The sequence below is a fragment of the Idiomarina seosinensis genome, assembly GCF_003987275.1.
Classification (GTDB): domain Bacteria; phylum Pseudomonadota; class Gammaproteobacteria; order Enterobacterales; family Alteromonadaceae; genus Idiomarina; species Idiomarina seosinensis.
In genome coordinates, this window is sequence record NZ_PIQF01000004.1 from 119617 (window position 1) to 145070 (window position 25454).

Below are 25454 nucleotides of genomic sequence, written 5' to 3' on the forward strand. Positions count from 1 at the left end.
AACATCGCTGTTATTAGGTTATCCTATGGCTAGAAAGTGATTAAAGGTGTATGTATGCGAAAAACGGACAAAAAGTTAGAACGTGAGATCATTCGTGAACTCACTCAGTTGTGTGAAGCAGCAAAATTCGATCACGAAGGCTTTATCTGGTTAACTCATGAGGTCGACTATCGGCAGTTTCCACAAAGTTTAAAGGTGACGCTTGTATTCAACGAGGGTGTCAGCAAAGATATGTTACTGACTGAGTTTCAAGCATTAATTCCAAAAGTGCAGTCATCATTGGAACCCATAATAGGTGAGCCCTTAGCGGCTGCGCAAATTGAAGCCTGTCGGGAACATACACTGCAGTAACTGGAAAAGGGGTCACCATGCGTCATTTAGCTTACTGTTTCTTGTTCTTTTGCTGTGTCTCGTCGGCCCCCAGCCTGGCGGCTTCGAAGCGCTCTGAACAAGTTAAGGACTTCGTGGCCGCGTATAATGCGCACGATGCGGAGCTAATGTCACAATACGTGACCGACGATATTCAATGGCTGTCTGTTAATGGTGATAAAATAGCGGTTGAAACCAGCGGGAAAACTGAGCTGATTAAAGTGATGAGCGGATACTTTGAATCTTGCGCGTCGTGTCAAAGTGAACTAACCGATATAACCGTATTGAGAAATCGTGTCAGCACAATAGAAGAGGCAAGCTGGCGGCAGAACGGAGAGCTGAGGTCGCAGAAAAGTCTGGCGGTTTATGAATTTAATAATAGTCTCATCCGCCGGGTTTATTACTTTCCTGCGGGATAAGTTATCCCGCTAAGATGCTCGAGTTATTCCAGACGTTGGGCGTAGCTATCACCCTTGCCGTCGTCTCTTCATTGACATCCCGTGCTGCACACGCTATCAAGTTGATGAAACAACAGGAGATAACACATGTTTGAATATAAAAAAATTGCACTGGCGGTTTCGCTAGTGTTAATGACAACCGCTTGCTCTGATGCTTCCAAAGAAGAAGCGACTACTGCCAAGGCTGAGTCGCAAACGGCGACCACTGAAAATGTGACCCAGAATGCGGAACAAACAGAGTCTGAGAAAGCGAATAAGCTGTTCGAAGAGATTTTCATGGAAAATGTCATGCGCAGCCCAATGTATCAGTCTTATCTTGGTATTAAGGAAGATCAGGATCAATGGGACGATATTTCTGAAGAGAGCGCCAAAGAAGAACTGGCGTTACAGAAAGAGCATCTTGAACAAGTAAAGGCCATTGACGAATCAAAGCTGGATGGGCAGACCAAAATAAGCTGGATGCTGATGAAGCAGAATTTGGAAAATGAAATTGCGGACTTTAAATGGCGTCATCATAACTACCCGGTGAATCAAATGTTCGGTTTGCACTCGTCGGTTGCGTCACTGCTTATCAATCAGCACGGTATTAGTGAAGTAGATGATGCAGAAGATTACATTGCGCGTCTTAATAACCTGCCAGGATTATTTGAACAGTTAGCAGAAAACCTCGAATTGCGTGCGGAGAAAGGCATTATTGCGCCAAAATTTGTCTATCCGTATGTGATTAGCGACAGCAAAAATATCATTACCGGAGCGCCGTTTGATGATGGTGAACCGAGCGCGCTGTGGGAAGACTTCTCGAAGAAGCTGGAAGGATTAGAAATTGATGAAAGCCAGCATGATGAGTTAATGGCGTCTGCCAGACAGGCAATGTTGGAATCGGTAAAGCCAGCCTATGAAAATTTAATTACTGCGGTAGAGGGTATTGCTGAGCAAGCCACGACCAAAGATGGCGCCTGGAAATTCCCAAGCGGTGAAGAATTTTACAATAACGCGTTAAAGCGTACTACCACGACTGACTTAACCGCCGAAGAAATCCATCAAATTGGTTTAAGTGAAGTTGAACGTATCCATGAACAAATGCGCGGTATTATGGAAGAAGTTGGCTACGAAGGAACACTGCAAGAATTCTTCGTCTACATGCGCAAAAATGATGACTTTATTTATCCAAATACCGAAGAGGGGCGCAAACGTTATCTGGATGAGGCAACAGCGTACATCGACAATATGCGCGGACGTCTGGATGAACTGTTTATCAATAAGCCAAAAGCCGACTTAATTGTGAAAGCGGTTGAGCCTTTCCGCGAGAAGTCTGCCGGAAAAGCATTCTACCAGCAGCCTTCGATGGATGGTTCTCGTCCCGGAACCTACTACGCCAACCTTTATGATATGGCTTCAATGCCAACCTATCAGATGGAGGCCCTGGCCTACCATGAAGGAATTCCCGGACACCACATGCAAATTGCGATTCAGCAAGAGCTGGAGGGAATTCCTAAATTCCGTCGCTTCGGACGTTATACCGCCTACAGCGAAGGTTGGGGGCTTTATACCGAGAAGCTGCCAAAAGAGATTGGCCTTTACCAAGACCCATATTCTGACTTCGGTCGTTTAGCAATGGAGCTTTGGCGAGCTGTGCGTTTAGTGGTTGACACCGGTATCCACGATAAAAAATGGACGCGTGAAGAAGGTATTGATTTTTACGTAAACAATACGCCTAACGCGAAAGCTGACGCAGTGAAAATGGTTGAACGCCATATTGTTATGCCAAGCCAGGCAACAGCTTACAAAATTGGTATGAATAAGATTTTAGAGCTGCGTGAAAAGGCAAAATCAGAGCTTGGTGAAAAATTCGATATTCGTGAATTCCACGATGTGGTGTTAGGCAGTGGCCCGGTACCGCTGAATATTCTCGAGCAGTTTATTAACGATTATATTAATGAAAAGAAAGCTTCGTAGCCTTATTACGAGAATGAAACGCTACCCGCCAACGCCTGTTGGCGGGTAATGATATGCCGCCCATTATCGGGGTCTTTAGACCCAAATTCTTAACTCTTCCACTTGTCTGTATATTTGCTGGTTATGCGGTCAGCTTGGGGCACTTTACTCAAGCCTCTTGGTTAGATCTGATGCTGGTTATTATTCTTGGCCTCACTGCTCATATTAGCGTTAATGCCTTCAACGAATACTTTGATTTTAAATCGGGTCTTGATTTTACGACTAAGCGGACGCCGTTTAGTGGTGGCAGCGGGACTTTAGTTAATGCACCACACTTAGCCAACACGGCCAAAACGCTCGCGGTCGCTGCGTTAGTAGTGACTAGTGTTAGCGGGCTGTTGCTTGTATGGAGACACGGTTGGCAGTTGCTTACTTTAGGCTTGATCGGGGTTGCTGTTATTTATACTTACACTCAATATCTGAACCGCTCTCCGTGGCTTTGTCTTATTGCGCCCGGTATCGGCTTTGGACTATGCATGACGCTGGGCGCCGCTTGGGTGTTGAGTGGGCACTTGCATCCTGGTGCCTGGATAATGGCTACTTTAATGACATTGCTTGTTGTTAATCTATTACTCCTAAACCAGTTTCCGGATGTTAATGCTGATCGAGCAATTGGGCGCCGGCATTTTCCGATTGTATTCGGCCTTCGGACCAGTGCCAGGCTCTTTGCCCTACTTCATACCATCGCCTTTTTGCTGGTTCCTGTTGCGGTAGCAGGCGGTTACTTGTCCGTGGGTGCTTTGCTAGGTTTATTCGCGGTTTTTCTATTAGGGCCGCTGCTGTGTGGTGTTTTGAAACGACCAGAGGCGGTTGCTCATAATACGGCCTTGCTAGGACTTAATGTTGCATTCATCCATTTATTGCCATTACTAACTGGATTGGGAGTTCTGTTTTTTCGGGACGCTAGCTACGTGATAATGTCTTAATCAAATGCCAGCCGAAGGCTGTTTTTACGGGGCCGTGGACTTCTAATGTTGGTTTACCGAATACCACTTTATCGAAGGCTGGCACCATTTCTCCTCTGCGGAATTCACCTAGGTCGCCACCTTTTTTAGCCGAGGGACAGGTAGAGTGTTTCCGCGCCAGGTCGGCAAATTTCGCGCCGCCAGCCAGCTGCTTTTTTAATGCTTCGGCTTCCTCTTTGGATTTAACCAGAATGTGTAAAGCGTGTGCTTTTGCCATTTAGCCTCCTTTGTTCATAGCCAACGGTTCACCTGTTGTTGATAACGTTGGTAATCTTCCCCGTAAAGCGCTGCTAGCGCAACCTCTTCTTTTCCAGCTTGTAGGCGGATCATAACTACACCAGTGATCAAACAAAGTAATGTGAAGACGCTTGGCAGCGTCAGAAATAGCCCAAGCTGACCCAGCATAATGGCTAAAAACATTGGGTTGCGCGATCGTGCAAACGGGCCTTTGGTGAGCAATGGCCGTTGATTATCGCTATCAATTCCAGAGCGCCAGTCTTGCCGCATGTAGGCGTGCGTATAACTAACGAAACCAAGCGATAAAAGTAGTGTAACCATACCCAAACTAAGAAGGATCGGGTGATACAGTAGGTCAATAACGCCTAACCAGGGATCAATAGGAAAGCCGATGCGAGCGACACAGACAATCAGAATAAGCGCTCGAAAAAAGTTAAATGTTTGTCGGACCCACCATGTCGCACTGCCTTTTTTACCATAGCTGATGTGGCTATAATCCGTGCGTTTAACCAGGCCCATGGCGGTGCTGGAATAATGCACCGCAATAAAGACAAAGTAGAACGCTAAAAAGTGACGACTAAGTAGCTCGATATCTAGCAAATAAAACTCCTTTACCGTGTACCAAATATTTTATCGCCGGCATCACCCAGACCAGGCACGATATAACCTTGCTCATTTAGATGGCTGTCTAATGACGCGGTATAAATACGAACATCCGGGTGCTTTTCTAAAACCGCTTCTACTCCTTCCGGAGCAGACACCAACACTAAAACTCGGATGTCTTTACAGCCCTTTTCTTTGAGCATATCAAGTGTGGCGATCATGCTGCCACCAGTGGCCAACATAGGATCGATAACAACCGCAATGCGTTTATCGATATCGCCGACAAATTTGTCAAAATAACTGACTGGCTCTAGTGTTTCCTCGTTACGATATAAGCCAACCACACTCACTTTGGCGCTGGGGATCAGGTCCAGCACACCGTCAAGCATGCCAATGCCAGCCCGTAATATAGGAATAACGGTGACTTTTTTACCTTTCAGGCGCTGGGCCTGGATTGACTCACCGTTCCAACTTTCTATCGAGTAACTCTCTAACACAAAGTCGTTGGTCGCTTCGTAAGTGAGTAAAGTGCCTAATTCGTTGGCAAGTTCCCGAAAGCTTTTGGTCGATATGCCGGATTTTCTCATTAACCCCAGTTTATGTTGTACAAGGGGGTGTTTGATAACTTGTAATCCCATACTGCTCGCTCAAAATTAATCGAATAACTTTAATATTATCAAAAGATAGCTAAAGCCGCGGTAATTTTCTCATTGCCCATAGACCAATCACAGGCCCGGGTAACAACAACAACGTGACCCATTCACTATAAAGTGGCCATAAACTGCTGGTTAACCAAATGGCAGGAATGGTTAACGAAAAGCCAATTGCATTCATTATAGCTAATGCTGAGCCGATTGTTTGCCTGGGGGAAAATTGTGCTGCAAGAGCAGAGAACTGTGGAGAGTCTGCAATTACCGTTAAGCCCCAAATGAATAGTACGACAAGTACTAGCCATCCAGGAAGGCCGTCAATTAATGGATAAGCCAAACAAATTAAGCCTGAAGTGAACAACGCTATTCTGGCAACGTTAACTCCACCGATTTTTTTACTGACCAAGCCCCCGGCAATACAGCCCACCGAGCCAATTGCAATGACTGTGAATGCTAGCCAGGGTAGCAATGTCATTGACAGATTCAGCTCCGCTAAGGGTTGTAACAACAGCAGCGGTGCCAGCATCCAAAAGGCGTAAAGCTCCCAGCAGTGTCCAAAGTAGCCTACAGCAACGGCTTTGAAGCTGGGGCTTGAGAACGCCTTTAAGCCAGATTTTAATGCTGCCGCGCTGGCCACTGAGGGTAAATGAGGACCATTTCCGAGCCAGCCAACTATCAGGCCACCGGAAATAGCTAACACTGAAGCCAGCAGTAGAGGGAGTTCCCAGGCGAAATTTATAGTCGCGCCTCGCATCAAATGGGGAAGAGCCGTGCCTAATGTTAGCATTGCTAGTAACCAGGCAAGCGCACTGCCAGCATAGCGGGGCACCCAGGAAATCACCAGTTTCATACCCAAAGGATAGATACCCGCCAGACAGAGCCCGGTAAAGAAGCGTAGCATCCAGCCGGTGGTGAAGTGCTCTATGCCCACAATAAATAGCGCGTTGACCAAAGCGCCTGCAATACTGGCCACTAAAAATATGCGACTGGCACGATATTTATCAGCGAGACCTGTCAAAGCAATAGTTAAGGTACCGACAATGAAGCCTAATTGAACGGCTAGCGTTAAGCTGCCTAAATCTGCTTCGGTTAGCTGCTGTTGTGCTGCTAACGACAACCAGACACCGTTAACACTGAACCATAATGAAGTGCCGAGCAGTTGTGACAGGATAATGAGGGGTAAAGCAAGTTTCTGCCTGACGTCCGATGTCATTGTTTTACCTCGTTTGTAGCCTGACAATCTGCTAATTTATGCTATTTAACCAGCATTTTAAGGAGGTCTATGATGAAACTGACCGTCGAAATTAGCAAGTATCCTTTAGCAGATGACTATCTTGGTCCAATAAAAGGTTTTATTGATGAGCTGAATAAAGATAGCGAGCTGAAAGTTATTACTAACACCTTAAGTACTCAGGTATTTGGTGACTACGACGATGTAATGGCCGCTTTGCAGCGGTGCATAAAATGGTCCTTTGAGCGCTATGGTAAAGTTGTTTTCGTGTGTAAATTTCTACACGGTGACTTGAGCCCAGAGCAGGACTAGCAACTAGGTTCGCATCGGTATGACGCGATTGCGGCCAAGCCGTTTCGCGTCATATAGGTGACGGTCAGCGGTTTCCAGCAGGTCACTGCGACGCATCCCCGACTCCAGAGCCGCAACACCAAAAGACGCGGTAATCCCTTCAATGGTTTGGTTACGGCGGCGATCATAAACCGTTACTTTTTCTAATGCCCGACGAATGTTTTCCGCTTGATGTATTGCTTCTGAGAGACTCGTATCGCGCATTAAGACGGAGAACTCTTCTCCGCCAAAACGAAAGGGAGTGGCTTTTTCTTTGCACTTTTCCTGTAATCGCTTGGCAATTGCTTTGAGTACTCGATCCCCCATCTGATGACCGTATTTATCGTTAATGACTTTAAAGTAATCGACATCGATCATTATGAGCGAGACTTTCTGCTCCAGTTTTATGGCGGCCAGCTCACTGTCAAGGTACCGGCGGTTGTATAACCCAGTGAGTGCGTCATAAAACACATCTTTCTGACTTTTCTGAAGTTCAGCACGCAACCGGGTAACTTCTTGTTCCGCGCTTTTTAATGCAGCCGCGAAGTCTAATGTGGAATTACGAATAAACTGCGCTTCTTTTACCATGGAGCGAACCAAGTGCATCACTTCGTCCATAGACCAGCCTTCTTTCTCAACTTTACTGAGATCTTCAAGCCGAGAGTCCATAGACTGTTTAAAGCCCTCTGTATCGGTTTGAGTGTCGAGGACCGTTTGCGAAAACTCAGTGAGCATCGCTTCAACACTTTGGCGAAGTTGCCAGGCATTAAGCTCTTGTTTGTCAGCCACATGTTTGCGGTAAAGCTCTCGAGTGTATATGTCGGAAAAAGCGCGACCCTCAGCGAGTGCCCCTTCAATTTCCTGGTTAAGCTCGCTGTTCTGATTATCTACATAAGCATACCAAAGGGCATAATTGGTGGGGATAGCCGGCATCTTATGTTTAAGCAGCAGTGGAATCGTCTTTTTTAGTGTTTTAAACGACCGATCAAGCGAGTCATTCATCGCAAACCCTCTTAAAGAGTCTATTAATTATCATCCTTACGTTAATAGACAACCGGTTAGATTACTTTGCTCATTTAATTAGGCTTGTCTTTTGCGACCGTGGCGTTCCAGTTAATAGCCTGCCAGCGATCGTTACGATGAACAAACACACCGGTGTTGTAGAACCGTGCAGTAACCTTGTCATTGGTTGCCGAGGTTAAAGTAAAGTTGACGATAACTGCTTCACCCAGTGGTTTAATCTCAATATCTTCTGCGCCGTACCAGGTGTTTACCTCTTCTGGGTTAGTGGCTTCAACGCCCTGGAGACCATTCATTAATGTATCTTTGTCGTATCGGCTGCCGCGAGAGCTGGTGTAGGTTAGTCCGTCGGCCCAAAACTGAGCATGGGCTTTTGGGTCATTGATGCTGGCGCCATATAAAAACGTTTCGATAGTTTTAGTCAGTTGCTGTTTAAGGTCGGCTTCAGCAGAGGCAGTCCATGAACACAGGCTGATTAACCACAACAGAATGAGTTTGCGCATATTAGAATTCACTTTGTTACACTGATAAGCATTAAGGCTGGCACTTTCTCCCGGCAAAAGCAACGCTTTCAGAAGGAACTCATATGTACGCTCAAACTCAGCTAAACCTGTCGCCACATCACCGCGGTTTTCATTTGATTAGTGCCGATATTGAGCGCGCTATTACAAAGCTGCCTAAGATTAACTGTGGGTTGCTACATATCTTTATTCAACATACATCAGCATCATTAACCATTAATGAAAACGCGGATGCAACGGTTCGAGAGGATTTTGAAAGCCATTTTAACCAAATGGTGCCAGAAAATGCGCCTTACTATAAGCATACTTTAGAAGGGCCTGATGATATGCCGGCGCATTTAAAATCAAGCATTCTGGGTAGTAGTGTTACCGTACCGGTAACTGATGGTCGTTTAAACTTGGGAACGTGGCAGGGCATTTACTTATGTGAGCACCGCGATCACGGGAGTCCCCGGACCTTGGTGCTTACGTTACATGGAGAGTGACAGGTCTAAGTTGAAATAAACTCATCGAGCAAACCAACGACACGGTCCGAGGTTGCGATTAACTCTTCTACCATTGCTTCAAGCCGATCGTGGCCAACATTCTGCTTGGCTTGCGCAAATATTTCCCGGCCTAACTGATGAACTTTAGGGTGAACATTATTATACAGTTCCGAAAAGTTCGGCTTATCGGACAATAGTTCCTGACCGTGACGTGAGTCGAGAAATTTTCCAAGTCGACATTGAGTGTGGTCTTTTAACTCAGCGTCGGTCAGTGATGTTTGGCCGAAAATTGCGTAGCGAATGACCTTATCGACCCAGACAATATGATCGGATTTAGCCAGCCGTAATAGCATTGCTGGCTCAGTATCTGGTAAATACTGGAGCGCTGTTAACTGATTTTCCCTTAGCTGGCGCATCACCTTTGCAATGTCGTTAAAAGAGCTGTTGGCGGTCTTAACCGCATCAGAAACATGTTGCAAGCGGCTAGCCATCTCGCCAGCGACATTTGATTGCTCTCGTGTAGCAGATGACACTTCCGAGGTCGCCGATAAGCTCTCCTTTGCAGAGTTCTTTGCGCGCTCCAGGATGCTACACACCTGTTCACGGTCCTCTCTGGACTCTGATAAAGCTTGATTGCTGGTTTCAATAACGGACTCTATGTCACGCGCGCCCTTGACCACGTCATTTACTATAGTATCAATTTCTGTTGCTGCCTCGGAGCTGCGGTTGGCAAGTTCCCGGACGGCATCGGCTACGACCGAAAAACCTCGGCCAGCTTCACCGGCTCTGGCTGCTTCAATTGCTGCATTCAACGCAAGCAAATTGGTTTGATCGGCTATTTCATTGACGGTTTGAGTGAGGTGAGTAATGCGTTCGGTTTGACTGACAAATGCACGAGTGTGCTCGGTCACTTGCGAAACGGAGGCTTCGACATCACTCATGTGTTGTACTAGCGTTTTTAGTTTGGCTAATCCGTTGTCTGCGTCTTGAGCCGATGTTTCAGCCGCACTAAGGACTTGTTCAGCGTAGGCGGCAACCTGCGTCGCTGACGATGACATTTCTTCGACAGCGGTGGCAAGTTGTTCAGAATCAGATTGCAGGCCACTTATTTGCTCTTGAAACGTTAGGCCTTCACGACCAAAACGCACTACATTACGTATAGAATCAATATTAGTGTCAGCAATTGAGGCTAGGTTAGTTTTAGATTGCTGATTTCTATATAGTGGCTGCATCCAGTCTGGAGCTTCGGATTCCGGTAATGTTCCTTGACTAAAAGCTTCTAAATAGGATTTTACTTTTCCCTTGGTTAACAACATTATCGCGACCTAAGACCTTACTAATATTAAGGTTATTGTGTCATAATGAGTCAGTTTAGCCAATTAAATAATGAGAACAAAAACGATGGATAGTGACGACTTGCACCGCCGACGGCTGACGTCCGCTAAAGACTCGGATGCGGCAATAGCGAAGATTCAAGGACAAGGGTCTTATAAACTGGCCTTTGCAGATAACGAGTTTTTATTACAGGACGATTTACGTGCCGTCCGTTTGCAGTTGGAATATCTAAAGCCACAATTGGTGCTGGAAAAGCATCAAGTCGATGCCACTATCGTGGTATTTGGTAGTGCCCGCTTTCTACCACCGGAGCAAGCCCAGCATGACTTGCGGATAGCGCAGCAACAGTTAGAAAAAGATCCAGCTAATGATCAGTTAAAGGGCAATGTAAAACGCGCTCAGATAGCCGTGAAAAATAGTGGGTTTTATCAACAGGCTCAGGAGTTTTCCCGTATCGCTACTGAGCACAACTTGCAGCATGAGGATGAAAACCTGATGATTGTTAGCGGCGGCGGTCCTGGTGTAATGGAAGCTGCTAACCGCGGCGCGATGGATGCTGGAGGTAAAAGTATTGGGCTTAATATAGTCTTACCCAGAGAGCAAAAGCCTAACCCTTATATTACACCTGAGTACTGTTTCCAGTTTCATTACTTTGCCATTCGAAAAATGCACTTCTTGCAGCGAGCCCGTGCACTAGTAGCTTTCCCCGGAGGGTACGGCACTCTGGACGAACTATTTGAAACATTAACCCTGGTGCAGACGAAAAAATCAGAGCCGGTTCCTATCGTATTGGTGGGCTCTGACTATTGGCGACGGTTAATTAACTTTGAGGTGCTGGTCGAAGAGGGAACAATCGACCAGCGAGATCTGGAACTATTTCAAGTGGTCGATACCGCAGAAGAAGCCTGGCAGGCGATCTGCCAGTGCTATGCGTTAAAAAATGGAGGTCGAGACTGAACTCGGCGATCAGCTAGCGCCCATGCCGCCGTCAACGCGATATTGGCTGCCGGTAATAAAACTGCTCTCGTCAGAGGCCAAAAACAGTACCAGGTTAGCGACCTCCTCCGACTCGCCATAACGACGTAATGGGATCCCGCGCTCGAGCTTCTGTTTCGCCTCTGTGGCATGGCCCGGGCTAAACAGTTCCTCGATAGAGCGCATCATTCGCGTATTAATTGGGGATGGATGAACCGAGTTAACCCGGATGCCCTGAGCTGCCACTTCTAGCGCCGCGCATTTCGTCATACCCACTACCGCATGTTTAGAAGTCACATAAGGAGCCGCCGTCGGTGTGCCATCGAGGCCGGCGACCGAAGACATGTTAATGACGCTACCGGAACCGGCTTTCTGCATTGCGGCTAACACGTACTTAAGACCCAAGAAAGAGCCGCGCACGTTAACCGCCATTAACTGGTCAAAGTCTTCCATCGATTGTTCGGTGATTGGACCTATCTTACCCTCGACACCGGCATTATTAAAAAACACATCGATACGGCCAAACTGTTCAATGGTTTTAGCCACGTAATTACTTACGGCCTGCTCATCAGCGACGTCCGCAACAAGCCAGATAACATCCTTTGAATCTAAGTTTTCGGCGGTCTCTTTAAGAGCTTGTTCATTCACGTCGACCAGCACTAGCTTGGCCCCATGTTTTAGAAAAAGCTCTGCGGTCGCTTTGCCTATACCCGCAGCGGCACCAGTAATAATGGCCACTTTACCGTTCAAACGCTGTTCCATTATTTGCATCTCCTGAAAAAAGTTAAACCATTGGCTTAGTACCTTTACCACTATTACTGGATCGTTGCCAGAGGCTTGTAATACGGGCCGATCTAACAATGAGCCAAGTCAATCCAAATAGCCCGATCGCTAAACCAAGTGCGAGCCAGCGGTTGTAGGTTGTTGCTGAATAAACCCCGCCATTACCGACTGGAACGGCTTGTTGCGGCATTAATGGTAAGCCATGACGTTCGGCCATGGTCTTAATGCCAATAAAATGAATGCCGGGAATGCTTTCTTGCAGGAAGTACCCCATCACCGTTTCTACGGCAAATGCTCTGGCAGGTGCATCGGTCTGTAACCCTGAGCGGAACATATCATCAATACCCGGGGGTCCAACCACAGTTGCACCACCACCCACGTTAATATAGGCGGCATAATTGCGCTCGGTTGAATACTCCCTGAAAATAGCAATACGGTCTGCCACTGCTTCCTGATAGTTTGCCGGATCGATAAACTTAACATCAGCACGTTCGATAGTTCTGCGAATAGAGGCTATACCTTGATCAGGGATACCAATACCTCTGTCTTCGATTCCGCCAATCGAGGCATACTGGGTCTTTAACGAAATAACACCGGCATCGCGAAGTTGACGCTCCATATCAAGCCAAAGAAAGTTAGGAACATTAGCCCCCCATTGCGAAGAAGAAGCCGAAGCAACAATAACCGCGTCGGCCTCCATAGCCTCCAGAGCGGAGTAAACCGCAAGATTCAATGCTGGAAAAGAGCCTGATACAGTTGTTGCAACGAGGTCGCCTTTTTTGACTCCTGCTTCTGCAAGTAACTTAGCGGCAACTGCGGCCCAGTTCGGGTTAATCGTGGTCTGCTTGGATTCCCGGCCACCATGGTTGGTGGTGACGATGCTATTCTCCAGTCCGACAAGCCCAGAACGTTGCGGATCGAACTCGGGATTTATGGGAGATATTTGTGCTCGTAAAGGCTGCAATACTTTCATGCCTTCGCGCATGATTTTTGCGGCGTTTACCATGGTTGCATAGTTTTCTTCGACAACCGGATCACGCTGTTTCATTTTTTCTGCCGCTACCATCGCGATGATAGCCATGACGATTAAAAATATAAGCCCCCAAGTAGGAACTCCGGACGAACGCCAATATATTTTTGTAAAGCTACTCATTAGGAACTCCTGTTACCAACCGGGCATCTGAAATGCTTGGCTTGCTTCGTACATTTGCAGTGATTCTGGCATGATGACTATTAACGCCAGGCGAACTAATATTGCTGTAACAGCCAGCCCGCATAGCGTCTGCAATACGCCTTGTCGCTCAAACCAAATGGCGATTAAGCCGGGAATGATATAGCCGATGATGCTGCTCTCCATAACTGACATCATAACGGTTGATTCCAGCATGCCCACTTGAGCCTGAGCGCCACCACCGCCCGCAATCATTTGTAAATCGGCCCAAGTCACCAGGTTCCCGATAAACAAATCGAATAAGCCGGCAATCAGGTACCCGGTTAAAATCATGATGATGGTCTGACGACGCCCGTAAATAATGGCGAAACTAGCAATTACTTTAACGATTAGATAAGTCACTAAGGCGGCGAACAAAGTTAGTGACAAACTGAGAGGGTCGGTTAATTGCAGTGCAACATAGCCTGGGACAACAAGCCCTCCAGCGGCCAGACCTAAAGTCTGAGTGAGCAGTAAGGTAAAAAATAAACCAATACCGATAGCTACGGCCAGGATATTAAGCGCAATCATAATTCTTCCTCTTTTACGGCACGGTTTTGGAAAAAGCGAGCGACCTCTTCGCCGCCACCATGAATATTACACATGCCAACAACCAGCGCTTTGCCGCCGGATTCTTCTAATATTGTTTCAGTGATATCGGTAGTTTCCGCGTTTTCCATAACCAGCAACTTCTCTGGGTCAAGGCCATGCTTGACGGCATTGCGGACGAAAATAAAAGAGCCTGAGCCAATCAGGATATATTTGTCGGCTTTTGTCCAGTTGACGGTTTCTACGGCCATTTGCTGAGACCGGTGAGGGCGATCGGCGCGACAGTTAATAAGCATGATTGTTCGTCTGTCTTCGCCGTATTTACTAACCATATTCTCCCATATCCGGCCTGTTGATTCGGGATCGTTAGCAGCAAATGCGTTAACAAAGATAATTTCGCGGCGAAAATAACTGATGTGTAAAACCTGCATTGCGCCCGCTTCAGGTTCTAGCTGAGTCATGCCCTCCAGAGCTTTATCACGGTCAACACCTAAGTATTCACAGATATTCAACGCCAAGGCGATATTCTCTGCGTGCTCAGCGTAGCGAAACTTATTCAGGGTATCTTCAGAAATAGCGGAGACTTCATCTTCGCTGACCCCATGCAGTTTGGATTGACGATCTTTGCAGGAGTGCTCAAAGGTGCCCAGTAGATTTCGCTCGGCGGTGAATAGATTTCCTTTGACCGGGGTGCTTCCTGCCAATGCCAGCGCTACTTCTTCCTCTCCTGGTCCCATTACATCCAGATGGTCGGCCCGGGCGTTGGTGATCACGCCGACATTGGAATGAACCATGCGCAGCTCGCTCAGTGATTGATATTGAGGCTGCAAGGCCATGCATTCCATGACCACAACTTCTGGTTTTAACGAGGCCATGCGTTTTAAAGTGCGCATTTGCTCGATAATATTGGCGCCACTAATACGATATATCGGGAATTCGCGACCGTCGGGGTCGGTAATGGCGGCGGCTGAGCCAGTTGTTTTAGCACAGGTGCGCTTGCCTCCGGCTCTCAAACCGGCCGCAATTAAACGAGTCACACTGGTTTTACCGCGAGTTCCGTTGACATGAATCCGGACCGGAATTTTGCGCACTAGCAGTCTGTGCTTGAATGCTTCAAGTCCACCCGCAAGGACTAGCACCAGCCAGAGACCCGCAACAATGGCAAGCATTACTGGAATGTCCATAAGCGCCCTCCTTAACATACAAAAGTGTATGTTAAGGTTTTAGCGAATTTCGATAGAAAAGACCAATGACTTTAGCGATCTTTACAATAAATAGAGCCTAGTTATTGTCTAACAGCGGGGCTAAAACCTCCGGGTCACCGTCAATTTTGGTCATTAGTTCCAGCCCGAGTAATTGAGCCATAAAAGGATAAATATGAATATTGCTAAAGCGTGGCAACTCGGCTTGTGTGTTTAAGCCAGGGCCTGCAGCAATAAATATACCGTCCATCTCGCGTTGCGAGTGATACCCGTGAGTTCCGCCATCCGAGCGCTTTTCCGGTGGGCGAGTGGCAAAGGTTACCGGCGCGTCAGTACCAAGAATAATTGCGGGTTTTCTCGGGCCGTCTCCCACGCCAAGCTCCGTTAACACGGATGGTGGTTCGATATAAAAGCTCTTTTCCGGCATTGCACTCAGTTTCGTTTTAAGCTTTTCGATATCTTCTGGAGTTGTCTGCGAGCGCGGATAAATTAAAAAACGCGTTTGTGAATTCACAGTTTCGAACAGTTGCGGATTTATTGGTAATGACTTGGGTTCAATCATCGCCGCGGCGGTTATTTCGCTCATACCGTGGTCTGAGACTAAAATTAAATTAACCGGTTCATCGATCTCGTTGTTCAAACGCTGCCAGAGCTCTCCGATCAGTTGATCAATGTGCTGAACCGCGCCTTTTACTTGCTTAGAGTTGGGGCCAAAGCGGTGCCCCATTGAATCAACAATGGAAAAATAACCGGTAACTACGCGGGGCCGGGCTGCTTCCGGTAGTTTTAACCAGTCGATAATTTGATCGACCCGCTGACGGTTAGGTGTCGGCGTACTGTAATGGTAAAAGTAACTTGGCGTCCGGCCGTTAATTCGAGCCGATGATTCGGGCCAAAAGAAGGTGGCCGCCTTGACGCCCTGAAACTCGGCCAGATTCCAAATTGGTAGTGTCGTTAACCAGCTGCTGTCCTCAACACCATCACCCATTCTATAATGTTGTTCGCGTTCCATATCGTAAAAATTGTTATCGACGAGACCGTGATTCGAGGGGTACTGGCCAGTAACAATCGACAAATGGTTGGGAAAGGTTTTAGCAGGGTAGACCGGGATTAGCCCGTCGCTACGTACCCCGTTACTGGCGATTTCAGCGATATTTTGGGCGTCATGTTTTTCAATATAATCGTGGCGAAAACCATCAATCGAAATTAACACCACGGTTTGCTCTTCGCTGTTAGCCTGGCTGGTGAGAGTTATCAGTAGCAGCATTACTGCAGTTAAAAGTCGCATTATTCATCCTTACCGGGGTTAGCACTATGCTTTTTTAACAAATTCAGATTTCAGTTTCATGGCACCAATGCCATCGACTTTACAATCAATATCGTGATCGCCGTCTATCAAGCGAATATTTTTTACCTTGGTGCCTACTTTGACCACGGTAGAAGAACCTTTAACTTTTAGGTCTTTAATCACTGTTACGGTGTCACCGTCAGTCAGCGGTGCGCCATTAGCGTCTTTATAAATGGGTTGTTCATCGGTGCTGGCCGGTTCTTGATCCGACCATTCATGAGCGCACTCTGGGCAAACGAGTAAGTTACCATCGTGGTAAGTATAGGTTGACTGACACTCCGGGCAAGCGGGGAAGTCGCTCATGATTGTTTCCTTGAAAATAAAAGACGGCAGTCTACTCTACTTTAACCTTAACGTCAGCGTCTTCAGACAAACACCAGTACTACGACTGTGGTAACGATGGCGAGCAATACGTTGAGAACTGCGCCTTCGCGCGCCATTTCTTTTATCGTGATTCGGTTGGACGCGAAAATAATTGAATTTGGTGGTGTTGCCACTGGCATACAAAAAGCACAGCTACAGGCGATTACGGCCGGTATCATTAATATTTCGATGGGTAAATTAAGGGCGCTGGCGGTTGCCGCAAGTATTGGCATTAGCAAAGTGGCAGTAGCTGTATTCGATGTCACTTCAGTTACAAAAGATACAGAGACAGACAGGATAAAAATCAGCAGCCAAATGGGTAATCCACCCAGTGCGGTTAATGATTCACCAATCAGTTCTCCCAAGCCACTTTGCATAACTCCTTTGGCGAGACAGATCCCGCCCGCAAATAGCAATAAAATGCCCCACGGAATATCTTTGGCTAAACTCCAATTAAGCAGTTTTTGTGTAGGGCCCTTGCCAGATGGAATAATAAACATCGCGACGACACCGGCTAAAGCAACAGTGGCATCGTTTAGGCTGGATAATCCTAAGGCCGCAGTCCAGCCTCCAAACGGGCTGGTGCGAGTTACCCATAAAATAACGACTCCGGCAAACACCAGCAAGACACGCTTTTCATAAGAACTGATTGGGGGGTTATCGGGTAACACCAGAGGCTTGTTGAGCTTTACGTTACGCGTTAGCCATAATGCGATAATGGGTAAGCCAAGTATCACAATCGGTAGCCCGATACCGAGCCAACGGGTAAAGCCGAATTCGTTACCCGAAATATTTTGGTAGATGGAGGCAAAGATTAAATTGGGCGGGGTGCCAACTAGCGTCGCGATTCCTCCTAGCGAACCGGAGTAGGCCAGGCCTAATAGTAACGCTCTTTGAAAGTTGGCGTCATCGCTGGCATCAATCAAGGCCAGAGCAACGGGTAATAATGCTAAAACACTGGCCGTGTTTGATATCCACATGGATAAAAAGGCAGTGGCAAGCATAAAGGCAATAACCACTTTTTTACCGCTACCCGCTCCAATTTTGCTAACCAACCCTAATGCAATGCGCTTGTGTACACCGCTGGCTTCAACGGCTTTCGCCAGCATAAATGCGCCCATAAACAGAAGGATGATATTATCCCCCAGAGCGACGGCGGCTTCGGCCGGATCCAAAATTCCAGCTACCGGCAGTAAAACAAACGGTAGCAGAGAAGTTACCGGCAATGGAATGCATTCACTGATCCACCACCATGCAACCCAGATTACAACGGCCAGTGTTAGTGCGGCTGGCGCTGGCATCGCTAATGTGGTGCTGACTATAAAGGAAATAGCGGCAAGTACTGGACCAAGAATAATATGCTTCATGATTTCTTTAATTGATCATTACTCGTCTGTCGAGTGTAATGTAATGATTGTAAAAAGAAACCAGAAGAGGTGCTCGTGAGAGAAATCGTTGTACTGCATGAGAACGAAGAATGGTTGGTACCATTGCGTGAAGAGCTTAAAAAGCGTGGCGTAAAAGCCACCGAGTGGTTTTTGAACGAAGGGCGGGTGCCTTACACCGAGCTGCCGGAAGATTCCGTTTACTATAATCGCATGAGTGCGTCTTCTCATACGCGTGGGCACCGCTATGCTCCAGAGTTAACAAAGTTAGTGCTTACTTGGCTGGAAAGCAAGAACAGAACCGTTGTTAATGGTAGCCATGTACTAGCCTTGGAGATTTGTAAACTATCACAATATGCGGCGCTGGAACGAGCGGGGTTACGAGTTCCAAAAACTCACGCTGTGGTCGGTAGCGGTGAGTTACTAGCTGCGGCAAAAGCATTTAATCAATGGCCATTAATTTTGAAACCCAACCGCGGTGGCAAAGGACTTGGTGTGCAGCGGTTCGGCACACTCGATGAATTTGCCAAGTTTCTAGAACACGAGTCATTAGACGAACCGTTAGATGGTACTTGGTTGCTACAGGAATATATACAACCGAAAGCACCTCATATTACCCGTGCAGAATTTGTCGGTCAGAACTTTGTTTATGCGGTGCAGGTAAATACTCAGGGTGGCTTTGAATTATGCCCGGCGGATAACTGTGCCATTGAAGATAAGTTCACTATTACCAAGCGTTTCAATGATCATGAGATTATTAGAAACTTAGAAAGCTTTTTACGCAGCAACGATATTGATGTAGCAGGTGTTGAGTTTATTGAGAACCAACAGGGAGAACTGTTTGTCTACGATGTGAACACTAACACCAATTACAATCAGGCAGCGGAACAACGTGCAGCGGTTAAAAACACCGGCATGGGGGCTTTGGCTGAATACCTCATTGATTTAGCGGAATAATAAAATGGCCCCGCTAACGGGGCCATCTTATCACCAGGGAAAAGCTTTACTTAAAAGTTGTATTCAAAACCAAGCGAAGCGGTTTGTGGTTTGTTCGGACGCGCTCCGTGTGGTGAACGAGCAACAATCTTTTGCTGATCAAAGACATTTTCTAATTTAAAGAAAACACTCATATTGCTGTTAAGTTCGTAACGGCTGACCAAATCAGTCACAAATAGTGACTCCGTTTTATTAAAACGATTGTCGTCTCTGTTGCAGCCGACGTTAACGCACATATCGTCGATGTACTTAGCAACGACGTAGTTTACCCAACCTTTGTTGTTGTCCAGAGTGACTCGCGCGCTAAAGGTATTTTGTGGGATATCGTTAAGCTCATCACCATCACGCAGGCCAGCAGCGTTATTCTTACTAATCTCACCGTTGGTGTAGGTGTAGGCGAGCTCTACCGGCATCAAAAACTGACCCAGTTCAAAGGTGTTGCTAGCCTGAAGCTCAAGACCTGAAACTTCTGACTCACCCAGGACATAAGAGCCTGATTCGGCGCCGTTTTCGCATGGGTTTGCAATAGAGCATTGCTGAGTCGTATCGCTAAAGTCACTGTAAAAACCAACTGCTTCAGCGAAAAACTCGCCTTGGGTGAAACGCAATCCGGCTTCATAATTGGTGCTGGTTTCCGGTTGTTGGTTAGCCTTAGCGCCGCCACCTAGCGGTGAAAAACCCTTATGCACGCCAGCAAGCATTTGCCACTGTTCACTCACATCATAAGTGAATGAGACGCCAGGCAGCCACTCGCTGCTGTCATTAGAGCGCGTGCTATCTAACTGATTGCGTTGAGTATCAGCGAACTGGTTACGATAGGACTCGACGTCCTCGTAGCGCAGTGCCATATGCACGGTTAGAGCCTCGTTGGCCTGCCACCGGTCGGTTAACCAAAAGCTCATTGCGTCAGCACCTTCCAGTCGGTTATTGCCACCAGTAGGAGCGATCTCATTTTGATAGACAAGGCTGCCATTAATTTGGTCATAAACCGCAACTGGCTGGAAGCGATCCATTTCGTCGCTGTGATCGCGAAGTCCAGCTTCGATAGTATGAGCGTCAAGCGCCCATTGAGCGTTAACTTCCAGGCCTTTTGACTCATAGCTACGGTTGTTGTTTTTGTATTCTAAGCCCAGTTCGTCCATTTGCCCGCGTAAAATGGCGAGTGCTTGCATATCACCATTATTAGCAGCAGAAACGTAAGCGTTACCGCCGTCGAGCTTGAACCAGTTGCGAGCGAACTCGTTATAATAACCAACGGCGTTAAGTGTTAAGTTGTCTGTTGCGTCAAAGCTGTAATGAACACTGTAGCCTTTGTGCGAATTGTCCATTTGGTCAATTTCGGACAAACCATAGCGCCGATTTTCGTTTGCAGCAAAATCAATGTCGGCTAGTCCTAAATAGGTTTCGTTACTCTCTTCTTCGGAGTATTGTAACTTGGTCATCAACTGACTGCGGTCACCGGTCCACTGCAATTTGGCAACGTAATCTTGAATTGTAAAGCCAGCATCTCGCTCTGAACGGTCGATATTTTTAAAGCCATCGCTATTGCGCTGAACCGTTTCTATTAAAAAACCGAATTGGTCATTGGTACCGCCGACATGGGCATGCAAATCTTGGCTGCTGTGCTCACCAAATTGTGTCATTACCTGACCACTAAAACTTTCCGGAATTGGAGTCGATACTAAGTTCAGGACACCACCGGTTGTTTGCGGACCGTAACGTAATAAAGGCGCGCCTTTTAATACTTCTACCGCGGACATGCGCAATGTAGTCGGAAAGTAATAAGCTGCTGGATTCGAGTAAGGTGCAGGAGCCATCATAATGCCATCTTCAAGCAGTGTTACTTTACTAACACGCCCGGCTGTTGCGGCACGAATACCAATATTAGGTCGCAAGCCCTGTCCGTCTTCTTCACGGACGTAAATGCCCGGAATTGTTTTCATCAATTGGTTAATATCGGTTGGTACTTCAATGCGCATTTGTTCTTCGTCAATGACTGCGCTTGAGCCTGCAGTGCTGCGAGAGTCTGTTTTAGTGCCAATTATTTTTATTTGTTCAATTGAGTCTTCAACTGAAAGGTTATCATCGGGGCCCGCAATAGCAGCGGTGCTTAATGATGCCAGAACGGCTAAAGCAATGGTGTTTTTATTCATCGTTAACCCTGTTTACGCTAAGTTAAAAGTGGTTTTAGTTTTATGAAATCGGGCGTAATAATAATCACAATGAGAATAATTCGCAATAGTGTTTATTGATGTTCGTCTAAAATTCCTTTCTTAACGTAGTGGTAAACAGTAAAATTGCGATTTAACGAGAAGGAGTTTATGTGAAAACGGCAGGACTAGCGGATAACGAGCAACACCGTACGGAATTATTAAAACAACTAAATATTCTGGATAGTCAAAAAGATACGGGTTTCGACCAACTAGTGGAGTTAACCGGATTACTTTTTTCAAGTTCTATGGTGGCTGTCTCTTTTGTTGATAAAGAACGGCAGTGGTTTAAGTCTTCGATAGGGCTGAATATCTGCGAGACCACTCGTGATGTGTCATTCTGTGCGCATATTGTTGAGAAACCGCAGGTAATGGTGATAGAAGACGCCATGCTCGATGACCGGTTTTTTGATAATCCATTAGTCACCGAACAACCATTTATCCGTTTTTACGCAGGCGCTCCCATCAGACCTTTCGACAATGAAGTGCTGGGAACTTTGTGTCTTATGGATGATAGGCCACGTACATTTAGCGCTGAAGAGCAGCGTGTTTTAACACTTTTAGCGGCACAAGCTGAGCAGTTAGTGCAGCTGCATTCAGCACGGTTACAGATTTCATAGTCGGCTTTTAAAACAAGCAAGGGGACAAGCGTGTACAGATTATATATGGGTTTGATAATCATGTTGCTTGCCGGCTGCACTCAGACTGGGTCTGAAAATTCCACCGGTATAACTTATCATTGCGGCCTTCAGTCATTAACGGCAACCTTTGATCAGAACCAGGTGGTATTGAATATGCGTGGTGGGCAGCAGCAACTGCAACAACTGCCGGCGGCCTCTGGTAGCAAGTACCAGAACAAAGACGGTACTACCGTTTTTTGGTCTAAAGGGCACGAAGCTCAGGTAACCTGGCGCGGCGAACAACTCCCATTATGTATCGAATCCAGTTACCTACCGAATAATGTTGCTTTTCGTGGTAATGAACCGTTTTGGTTACTGACTTTTAATGGTCAACAGGCAACGCTTACCACTCCCGAAAAGGAGCAGCAATTTTCATTAGCAGGCGAGCGGCAAAAGGCGACTAACATAAACTCTGGTGATAACCAGTGGCAGATTGAAACGACAGCCGGCCACCAGTTAGAGGTCACCGATAAACTTTGTTACGACTCAATGAGTGGCATTGCATACCCTTATCAGGTGACCCTACTGCATGGTGGCAATCAACTGAAGGGTTGCGGTGGACAGACTGAACAACTGATTCAAGGTAAACCACTGTCGGTAAAATCTATGTCTGGTTATACAACGACAATAGCCCAAACAGCAGAGCTGCAATTTTTACCCGACGGCCGGCTAGTCGGTTCGGATGGCTGTAATCGTATTTTTGGACATTACAGTCTTCAGGGGGAAATAGCTCGGTTGAATATTGCTGGCAGTACCAAACGTATGTGCTCCGCTAAAACCATGGCATTTGCACAAAGTTTTACCGAACTATTGAATAACATTTTAAAAATTGACATAAAGGAAAAGGATATAGTGATCAAGGCACAGCAGGGTCAGCATCTTACCTTGAGTAGTCAGTAGATAGCGAAACCGCAGGCGAGGTTACTAGTGCAGTTAAAAAAATATACCGATTACGGGCTCAGGGTGCTGATATATCTGGCGGCTAAGCAAGAAGCTCGTCTGGTGACTATTGATGAGCTAAGCCGTACTTTTAATGCGCCACGAAACCATTTGAATAAAGTCATACATCAACTGGGCAAGGAAGGGTTTATAGAAACTCGCCGTGGTAAGAATGGTGGTTTCCAGCTGGGCATGAAAGCTGAAGATATTCGATTGGATCGCTTAATACGCACGCTGGAAGGCGATGAATTCTGGATCGACTGTCACAATCCTGAGTGTAGTATTTTTCCAGTCTGTGAGTTAAAGCGCATCATTAATGAGGGCAAAGAAGTTTTCTATCGTCACTTGTCCGAATACACTGTGGCTTCGTTGGTCAGTCAGCCCGAAAAAATACGCATATTGTGGCAAACCGAAGCCACTGAATAATAAGCCTTTGGAGGCAAACATAATGATAAAAAAAATAGCCTTAGGAATAACAGCCGCTCTGTTAACAAGCCAGGCGTCAGCCGCTGATTGGCTGCATTGCGGAAAAGTCTTTGATAGTGAATCTGGCGAGCTTAAAGGAGAGCACTACATTCAGGTTGAGGACGGTGAGATTAAACAGTTAACTCAACAGCGCCCCGAAGCTGCCGAGTTAACCGATCTTAGCGCTATGACGTGTTTGCCAGGCTTGATTGATTTGCATGTTCACCTAGACGGACAGTCTGGGCCACAATCCTATTTAAACCGATTTACCGAAGGCCCTGCAGATCTGGCCTTGATTGCTCAGAACTATGGCATGAAAACTTTAATGGCCGGGTTTACTACTGTTCGCAACCCGGGCGACTCTTATAATGTAACTATAGCTCTGCGGGATGCTGTCAATGCGGGCACGGTAATGGGCCCACGGATATACACTGCGGGTAAATCGTTGGCTACGACCGGTGGGCACGCTGATCCAACAAATGGTGTCAAAGATGACCTAATGGGTCGTCCGTCGCCGGTTGAGGGAGTGATTAACAGTTCGGAAGATGCAAAGGAAGCGGTAAGGCAACATTATAAAGAGGGGGCTGACTTTATTAAAATTACCGCCACCGGTGGTGTTTTAAGCATGGCTTCTAGCGGCGAAAATCCGCAATTTACCGAAGATGAACTAAAAGCGTTGATCGATATTGCCGATGATTATAACTTCCACGTTGCTGCTCACGCGCATGGTAAAGAGGGTATGCTTCGTGCGGTCAAGGCGGGCGTGAAAACGATCGAGCATGGTACCTACATGGATGACGAAGTTATCGAGGCGATGAAAGAGCGAGGAACCTACTTAGTTCCTACAATTCTTGCGGGTAAATTTGTTGCTGAAAAAGCGAAAATTGATGGTTACTTCCCCGCCGTGGTGCGGCCCAAAGCAGCAAAAATTGGTCCTTTAATTCAGCAGACTTTTGCAGAAGCTTATGAAGCTGGCGTAAACATTGCGTTTGGCACCGACAGTGGTGTATCGGCGCATGGTGACAATGCATTGGAGTTCCAGTATATGGTTGAGGCTGGGATGCCGGAAGCTGAAGCGATTCAGGCAGCGACTTCGGTAGCGGCCGGAATTCTAAAAAACGACAAGTTGGGTGTTATTAAAGAAGGCAACCTAGCTGACATAGTCGCCGTAAAAGGTAACCCACTGGAAGATATTACCACATTGCAAAACATCGGTTTTGTGATGAAGAACGGCGATATCGTTAAACGTTAGTTAGTCGTCCGAAAACTTAATTTTACCGTCTAATTGGGCGTGGGCATGGTCAGCACTGCGAACTTCGTAGCGGTGCTCATCATCGTCTTCATGTACCCATAGCTGAACTCGAGCTGGTAATACTACTGGACGTTTAAAGTTAACATCAATATGAGTAGCGGCTTGGCCCACTTGCCGCTCGATTTCGGCTTGAGCTCGCGCCATCATGTACATACCGTGAATTATCGGCTTTTTAAAACCAAACCAGCGAGACGTTAAAGCGTGCAGGTGAATTGGATTAAAGTCGCCGGAAACCCTCGCGTAGCGTCGACCCATCCCAGAACCAAGTTGCCAGTGACAGTGGTTTACCCAGCCCGGCTGGGGTTCAAATGCTTTTGTCGCTGTTTTCCGATTGGGTGTCGAAGAAGTCTGCCTGCTCATCACTTGATAGGTGCTCTTGCAAGTAACAACGAGCTGCTTAGCTTGATAGAATTTCACGATAAATTGTGGACGTAACCGGCGTGGCGAGACATCAGGGCCGCGGGCTGGTAATTTTACTATCGCGTCAAGGTTAAAACCGGCCTCTGGATCTATGCGACTATGCTGTTCAAGGGAATTATTAACATGAACCAGCCCGGGAGCTGGCCACGGAAAGCTGTTGTCCAGCATTTGCGCAAGGTGTGTGCGTTGCGCAAGGCAATAGAATAACGCCAGAGGGATGTCGCTGATAAAGCCGCCAAACATCTGTTGGTAGGTGCTTAGCTTTTTATTATCAATTTTTTCGATAAAAAACTGATGCTGTAGCTCAGCTTTTTCGGCTTGCGTATTATCGACGCGATTTAATGTTAGCAACGATTTAACTAACATACTCGGCATAGCGGGTAAGCGTTTATTTGAATTGGCCGGCGTTTCCATTGCG

28 protein-coding genes are annotated in these 25454 nt (G+C 46.8%); 12 read left to right on the forward strand and 16 right to left on the reverse strand.

Going from position 1 to position 25454, the window contains the following annotated elements; all coding sequences use genetic code 11:
* The first annotated feature begins 54 nt into the window (after nucleotides 1-54).
* The 4 genes from CWI81_RS11490 to CWI81_RS11505 all read left to right on the forward strand — a co-directional run bounded on the left by CWI81_RS11490 (nucleotide 55) and on the right by CWI81_RS11505 (nucleotide 3748).
* On the forward strand, nucleotides 55-351 hold the full coding sequence (locus CWI81_RS11490) for a hypothetical protein (protein ID WP_126785456.1): 297 nt from the start codon (nucleotides 55-57) through the stop codon (nucleotides 349-351).
* Nucleotides 352-368: 17 nt separating this feature from the next.
* On the forward strand, nucleotides 369-788 hold the full coding sequence (locus CWI81_RS11495) for a nuclear transport factor 2 family protein (RefSeq protein WP_126785457.1): 420 nt from the start codon (nucleotides 369-371) through the stop codon (nucleotides 786-788).
* 126 nt (nucleotides 789-914) lie between these two features.
* Entirely contained in the window at nucleotides 915-2783 is a 1869-nt protein-coding gene (locus CWI81_RS11500; protein WP_126785458.1) for a DUF885 domain-containing protein, read from the forward strand.
* Nucleotides 2784-2836: 53 nt separating this feature from the next.
* A complete protein-coding gene (locus tag CWI81_RS11505) occupies nucleotides 2837-3748 on the forward strand; it encodes a prenyltransferase (protein WP_126785459.1) in 912 nt (303 codons plus the stop codon).
* Here the strand turns inward: CWI81_RS11505 and CWI81_RS11510 are convergent.
* The 4 genes from CWI81_RS11510 to CWI81_RS11525 are packed head-to-tail and all read right to left on the reverse strand — an operon-like array spanning nucleotide 3726 to nucleotide 6490.
* Nucleotides 3726-4004 carry a peptidylprolyl isomerase gene (locus CWI81_RS11510; RefSeq protein WP_126785460.1) on the reverse strand — a complete coding sequence of 93 codons (279 nt, stop codon included), beginning with the start codon at nucleotides 4002-4004 and terminating at the stop codon, nucleotides 3726-3728. The genes CWI81_RS11505 and CWI81_RS11510 overlap by 23 nt on opposite strands.
* Nucleotides 4005-4018: 14 nt before the next feature.
* Entirely contained in the window at nucleotides 4019-4624 is a 606-nt protein-coding gene (locus CWI81_RS11515; RefSeq protein WP_198678678.1) for a methyltransferase family protein, read from the reverse strand.
* A gap of 11 nt (nucleotides 4625-4635) precedes the next feature.
* Nucleotides 4636-5265, reverse strand: coding sequence for a uracil phosphoribosyltransferase (gene upp / locus CWI81_RS11520; protein WP_126785461.1), 630 nt, complete (start codon nucleotides 5263-5265; stop codon nucleotides 4636-4638).
* 49 nt (nucleotides 5266-5314) lie between these two features.
* A complete protein-coding gene (locus tag CWI81_RS11525; protein WP_126785462.1) occupies nucleotides 5315-6490 on the reverse strand; it encodes an MFS transporter in 1176 nt (391 codons plus the stop codon).
* Between the two features lie 72 nt (nucleotides 6491-6562).
* Between CWI81_RS11525 and CWI81_RS11530 the strand changes: the two genes are divergently transcribed.
* Nucleotides 6563-6820: a YkoF family thiamine/hydroxymethylpyrimidine-binding protein gene (locus tag CWI81_RS11530; protein ID WP_126785585.1), complete on the forward strand. Its 258-nt coding sequence runs from the start codon at nucleotides 6563-6565 to the stop codon at nucleotides 6818-6820.
* A 3-nt stretch (nucleotides 6821-6823) separates the two neighbouring features.
* Here CWI81_RS11530 and CWI81_RS11535 read toward each other — a convergent pair whose 3' ends face one another.
* Together CWI81_RS11535 and CWI81_RS11540 are read right to left on the reverse strand one after the other, a co-directional pair.
* Nucleotides 6824-7840: a GGDEF domain-containing protein gene (locus CWI81_RS11535; RefSeq protein WP_126785463.1), complete on the reverse strand. Its 1017-nt coding sequence runs from the start codon at nucleotides 7838-7840 to the stop codon at nucleotides 6824-6826.
* Nucleotides 7841-7914: 74 nt separating this feature from the next.
* Nucleotides 7915-8361 (reverse strand): nuclear transport factor 2 family protein, encoded by a 447-nt coding sequence (locus CWI81_RS11540; RefSeq protein ID WP_126785464.1) that lies wholly within the window; start codon nucleotides 8359-8361, stop codon nucleotides 7915-7917.
* A gap of 83 nt (nucleotides 8362-8444) precedes the next feature.
* On the opposite strand from CWI81_RS11540, the gene CWI81_RS11545 reads away from it, so the two are divergent.
* Complete coding sequence (locus CWI81_RS11545; RefSeq protein ID WP_126785465.1) at nucleotides 8445-8864, forward strand: secondary thiamine-phosphate synthase enzyme YjbQ; 420 nt, start codon at nucleotides 8445-8447, stop codon at nucleotides 8862-8864.
* Nucleotides 8865-8869: 5 nt separating this feature from the next.
* Here CWI81_RS11545 and CWI81_RS11550 read toward each other — a convergent pair whose 3' ends face one another.
* On the reverse strand, nucleotides 8870-10180 hold the full coding sequence (locus tag CWI81_RS11550; protein ID WP_126785466.1) for a methyl-accepting chemotaxis protein: 1311 nt from the start codon (nucleotides 10178-10180) through the stop codon (nucleotides 8870-8872).
* 70 nt (nucleotides 10181-10250) lie between these two features.
* On the opposite strand from CWI81_RS11550, the gene CWI81_RS11555 reads away from it, so the two are divergent.
* A complete protein-coding gene (locus CWI81_RS11555; protein ID WP_241970426.1) occupies nucleotides 10251-11156 on the forward strand; it encodes an LOG family protein in 906 nt (301 codons plus the stop codon).
* A 9-nt stretch (nucleotides 11157-11165) separates the two neighbouring features.
* Here the strand turns inward: CWI81_RS11555 and CWI81_RS11560 are convergent, their stop codons facing one another.
* From CWI81_RS11560 to CWI81_RS11590, 7 genes are all read right to left on the reverse strand, one after another.
* Nucleotides 11166-11936: an SDR family NAD(P)-dependent oxidoreductase gene (locus tag CWI81_RS11560; RefSeq protein WP_198678679.1), complete on the reverse strand. Its 771-nt coding sequence runs from the start codon at nucleotides 11934-11936 to the stop codon at nucleotides 11166-11168.
* Between the two features lie 22 nt (nucleotides 11937-11958).
* Nucleotides 11959-13110 (reverse strand): poly-gamma-glutamate system protein, encoded by a 1152-nt coding sequence (gene pgsW, locus CWI81_RS11565; protein ID WP_126785467.1) that lies wholly within the window; start codon nucleotides 13108-13110, stop codon nucleotides 11959-11961.
* A 12-nt stretch (nucleotides 13111-13122) separates the two neighbouring features.
* Nucleotides 13123-13698: a poly-gamma-glutamate biosynthesis protein PgsC gene (pgsC, locus tag CWI81_RS11570; protein ID WP_126785468.1), complete on the reverse strand. Its 576-nt coding sequence runs from the start codon at nucleotides 13696-13698 to the stop codon at nucleotides 13123-13125.
* Nucleotides 13695-14900: a poly-gamma-glutamate synthase PgsB gene (pgsB, locus tag CWI81_RS11575; protein WP_126785469.1), complete on the reverse strand. Its 1206-nt coding sequence runs from the start codon at nucleotides 14898-14900 to the stop codon at nucleotides 13695-13697. The genes pgsC and pgsB overlap by 4 nt, the downstream gene beginning before the upstream one ends.
* Before the next feature lie 97 nt (nucleotides 14901-14997).
* Complete coding sequence (locus CWI81_RS11580) at nucleotides 14998-16206, reverse strand: alkaline phosphatase family protein (protein ID WP_126785470.1); 1209 nt, start codon at nucleotides 16204-16206, stop codon at nucleotides 14998-15000.
* A gap of 24 nt (nucleotides 16207-16230) precedes the next feature.
* Entirely contained in the window at nucleotides 16231-16569 is a 339-nt protein-coding gene (locus CWI81_RS11585; RefSeq protein WP_126785471.1) for a zinc ribbon domain-containing protein YjdM, read from the reverse strand.
* A 62-nt stretch (nucleotides 16570-16631) separates the two neighbouring features.
* Entirely contained in the window at nucleotides 16632-17996 is a 1365-nt protein-coding gene (locus CWI81_RS11590) for an SLC13 family permease (RefSeq protein ID WP_126785472.1), read from the reverse strand.
* A 75-nt stretch (nucleotides 17997-18071) separates the two neighbouring features.
* On the opposite strand from CWI81_RS11590, the gene CWI81_RS11595 reads away from it, so the two are divergent.
* A complete protein-coding gene (locus CWI81_RS11595) occupies nucleotides 18072-18971 on the forward strand; it encodes an ATP-grasp domain-containing protein (RefSeq protein WP_126785473.1) in 900 nt (299 codons plus the stop codon).
* 50 nt (nucleotides 18972-19021) lie between these two features.
* Here CWI81_RS11595 and CWI81_RS11600 read toward each other — a convergent pair whose 3' ends face one another.
* The gene (locus CWI81_RS11600) at nucleotides 19022-21163 is read right to left on the reverse strand and encodes a TonB-dependent receptor family protein (protein ID WP_126785474.1); all 2142 of its coding nucleotides are present in this window, start codon (nucleotides 21161-21163) and stop codon (nucleotides 19022-19024) included.
* Between the two features lie 170 nt (nucleotides 21164-21333).
* On the opposite strand from CWI81_RS11600, the gene CWI81_RS11605 reads away from it, so the two are divergent.
* Genes CWI81_RS11605 through CWI81_RS11620 form a run of 4 tightly spaced genes read left to right on the forward strand, consistent with a single transcriptional unit; the run spans nucleotide 21334 to nucleotide 24556 of the window.
* A complete protein-coding gene (locus tag CWI81_RS11605; RefSeq protein ID WP_126785475.1) occupies nucleotides 21334-21840 on the forward strand; it encodes a GAF domain-containing protein in 507 nt (168 codons plus the stop codon).
* 30 nt (nucleotides 21841-21870) lie between these two features.
* Nucleotides 21871-22800 (forward strand): META domain-containing protein, encoded by a 930-nt coding sequence (locus tag CWI81_RS11610; RefSeq protein ID WP_126785476.1) that lies wholly within the window; start codon nucleotides 21871-21873, stop codon nucleotides 22798-22800.
* 27 nt (nucleotides 22801-22827) lie between these two features.
* A complete protein-coding gene (locus tag CWI81_RS11615) occupies nucleotides 22828-23265 on the forward strand; it encodes an Rrf2 family transcriptional regulator (RefSeq protein ID WP_126785477.1) in 438 nt (145 codons plus the stop codon).
* Between the two features lie 22 nt (nucleotides 23266-23287).
* Complete coding sequence (locus CWI81_RS11620) at nucleotides 23288-24556, forward strand: metal-dependent hydrolase family protein (protein ID WP_126785478.1); 1269 nt, start codon at nucleotides 23288-23290, stop codon at nucleotides 24554-24556.
* Here CWI81_RS11620 and CWI81_RS11625 read toward each other — a convergent pair whose 3' ends face one another.
* Complete coding sequence (locus CWI81_RS11625; protein ID WP_126785479.1) at nucleotides 24557-25450, reverse strand: MaoC family dehydratase; 894 nt, start codon at nucleotides 25448-25450, stop codon at nucleotides 24557-24559.
* Nucleotides 25451-25454: the final 4 nt, after the last annotated feature.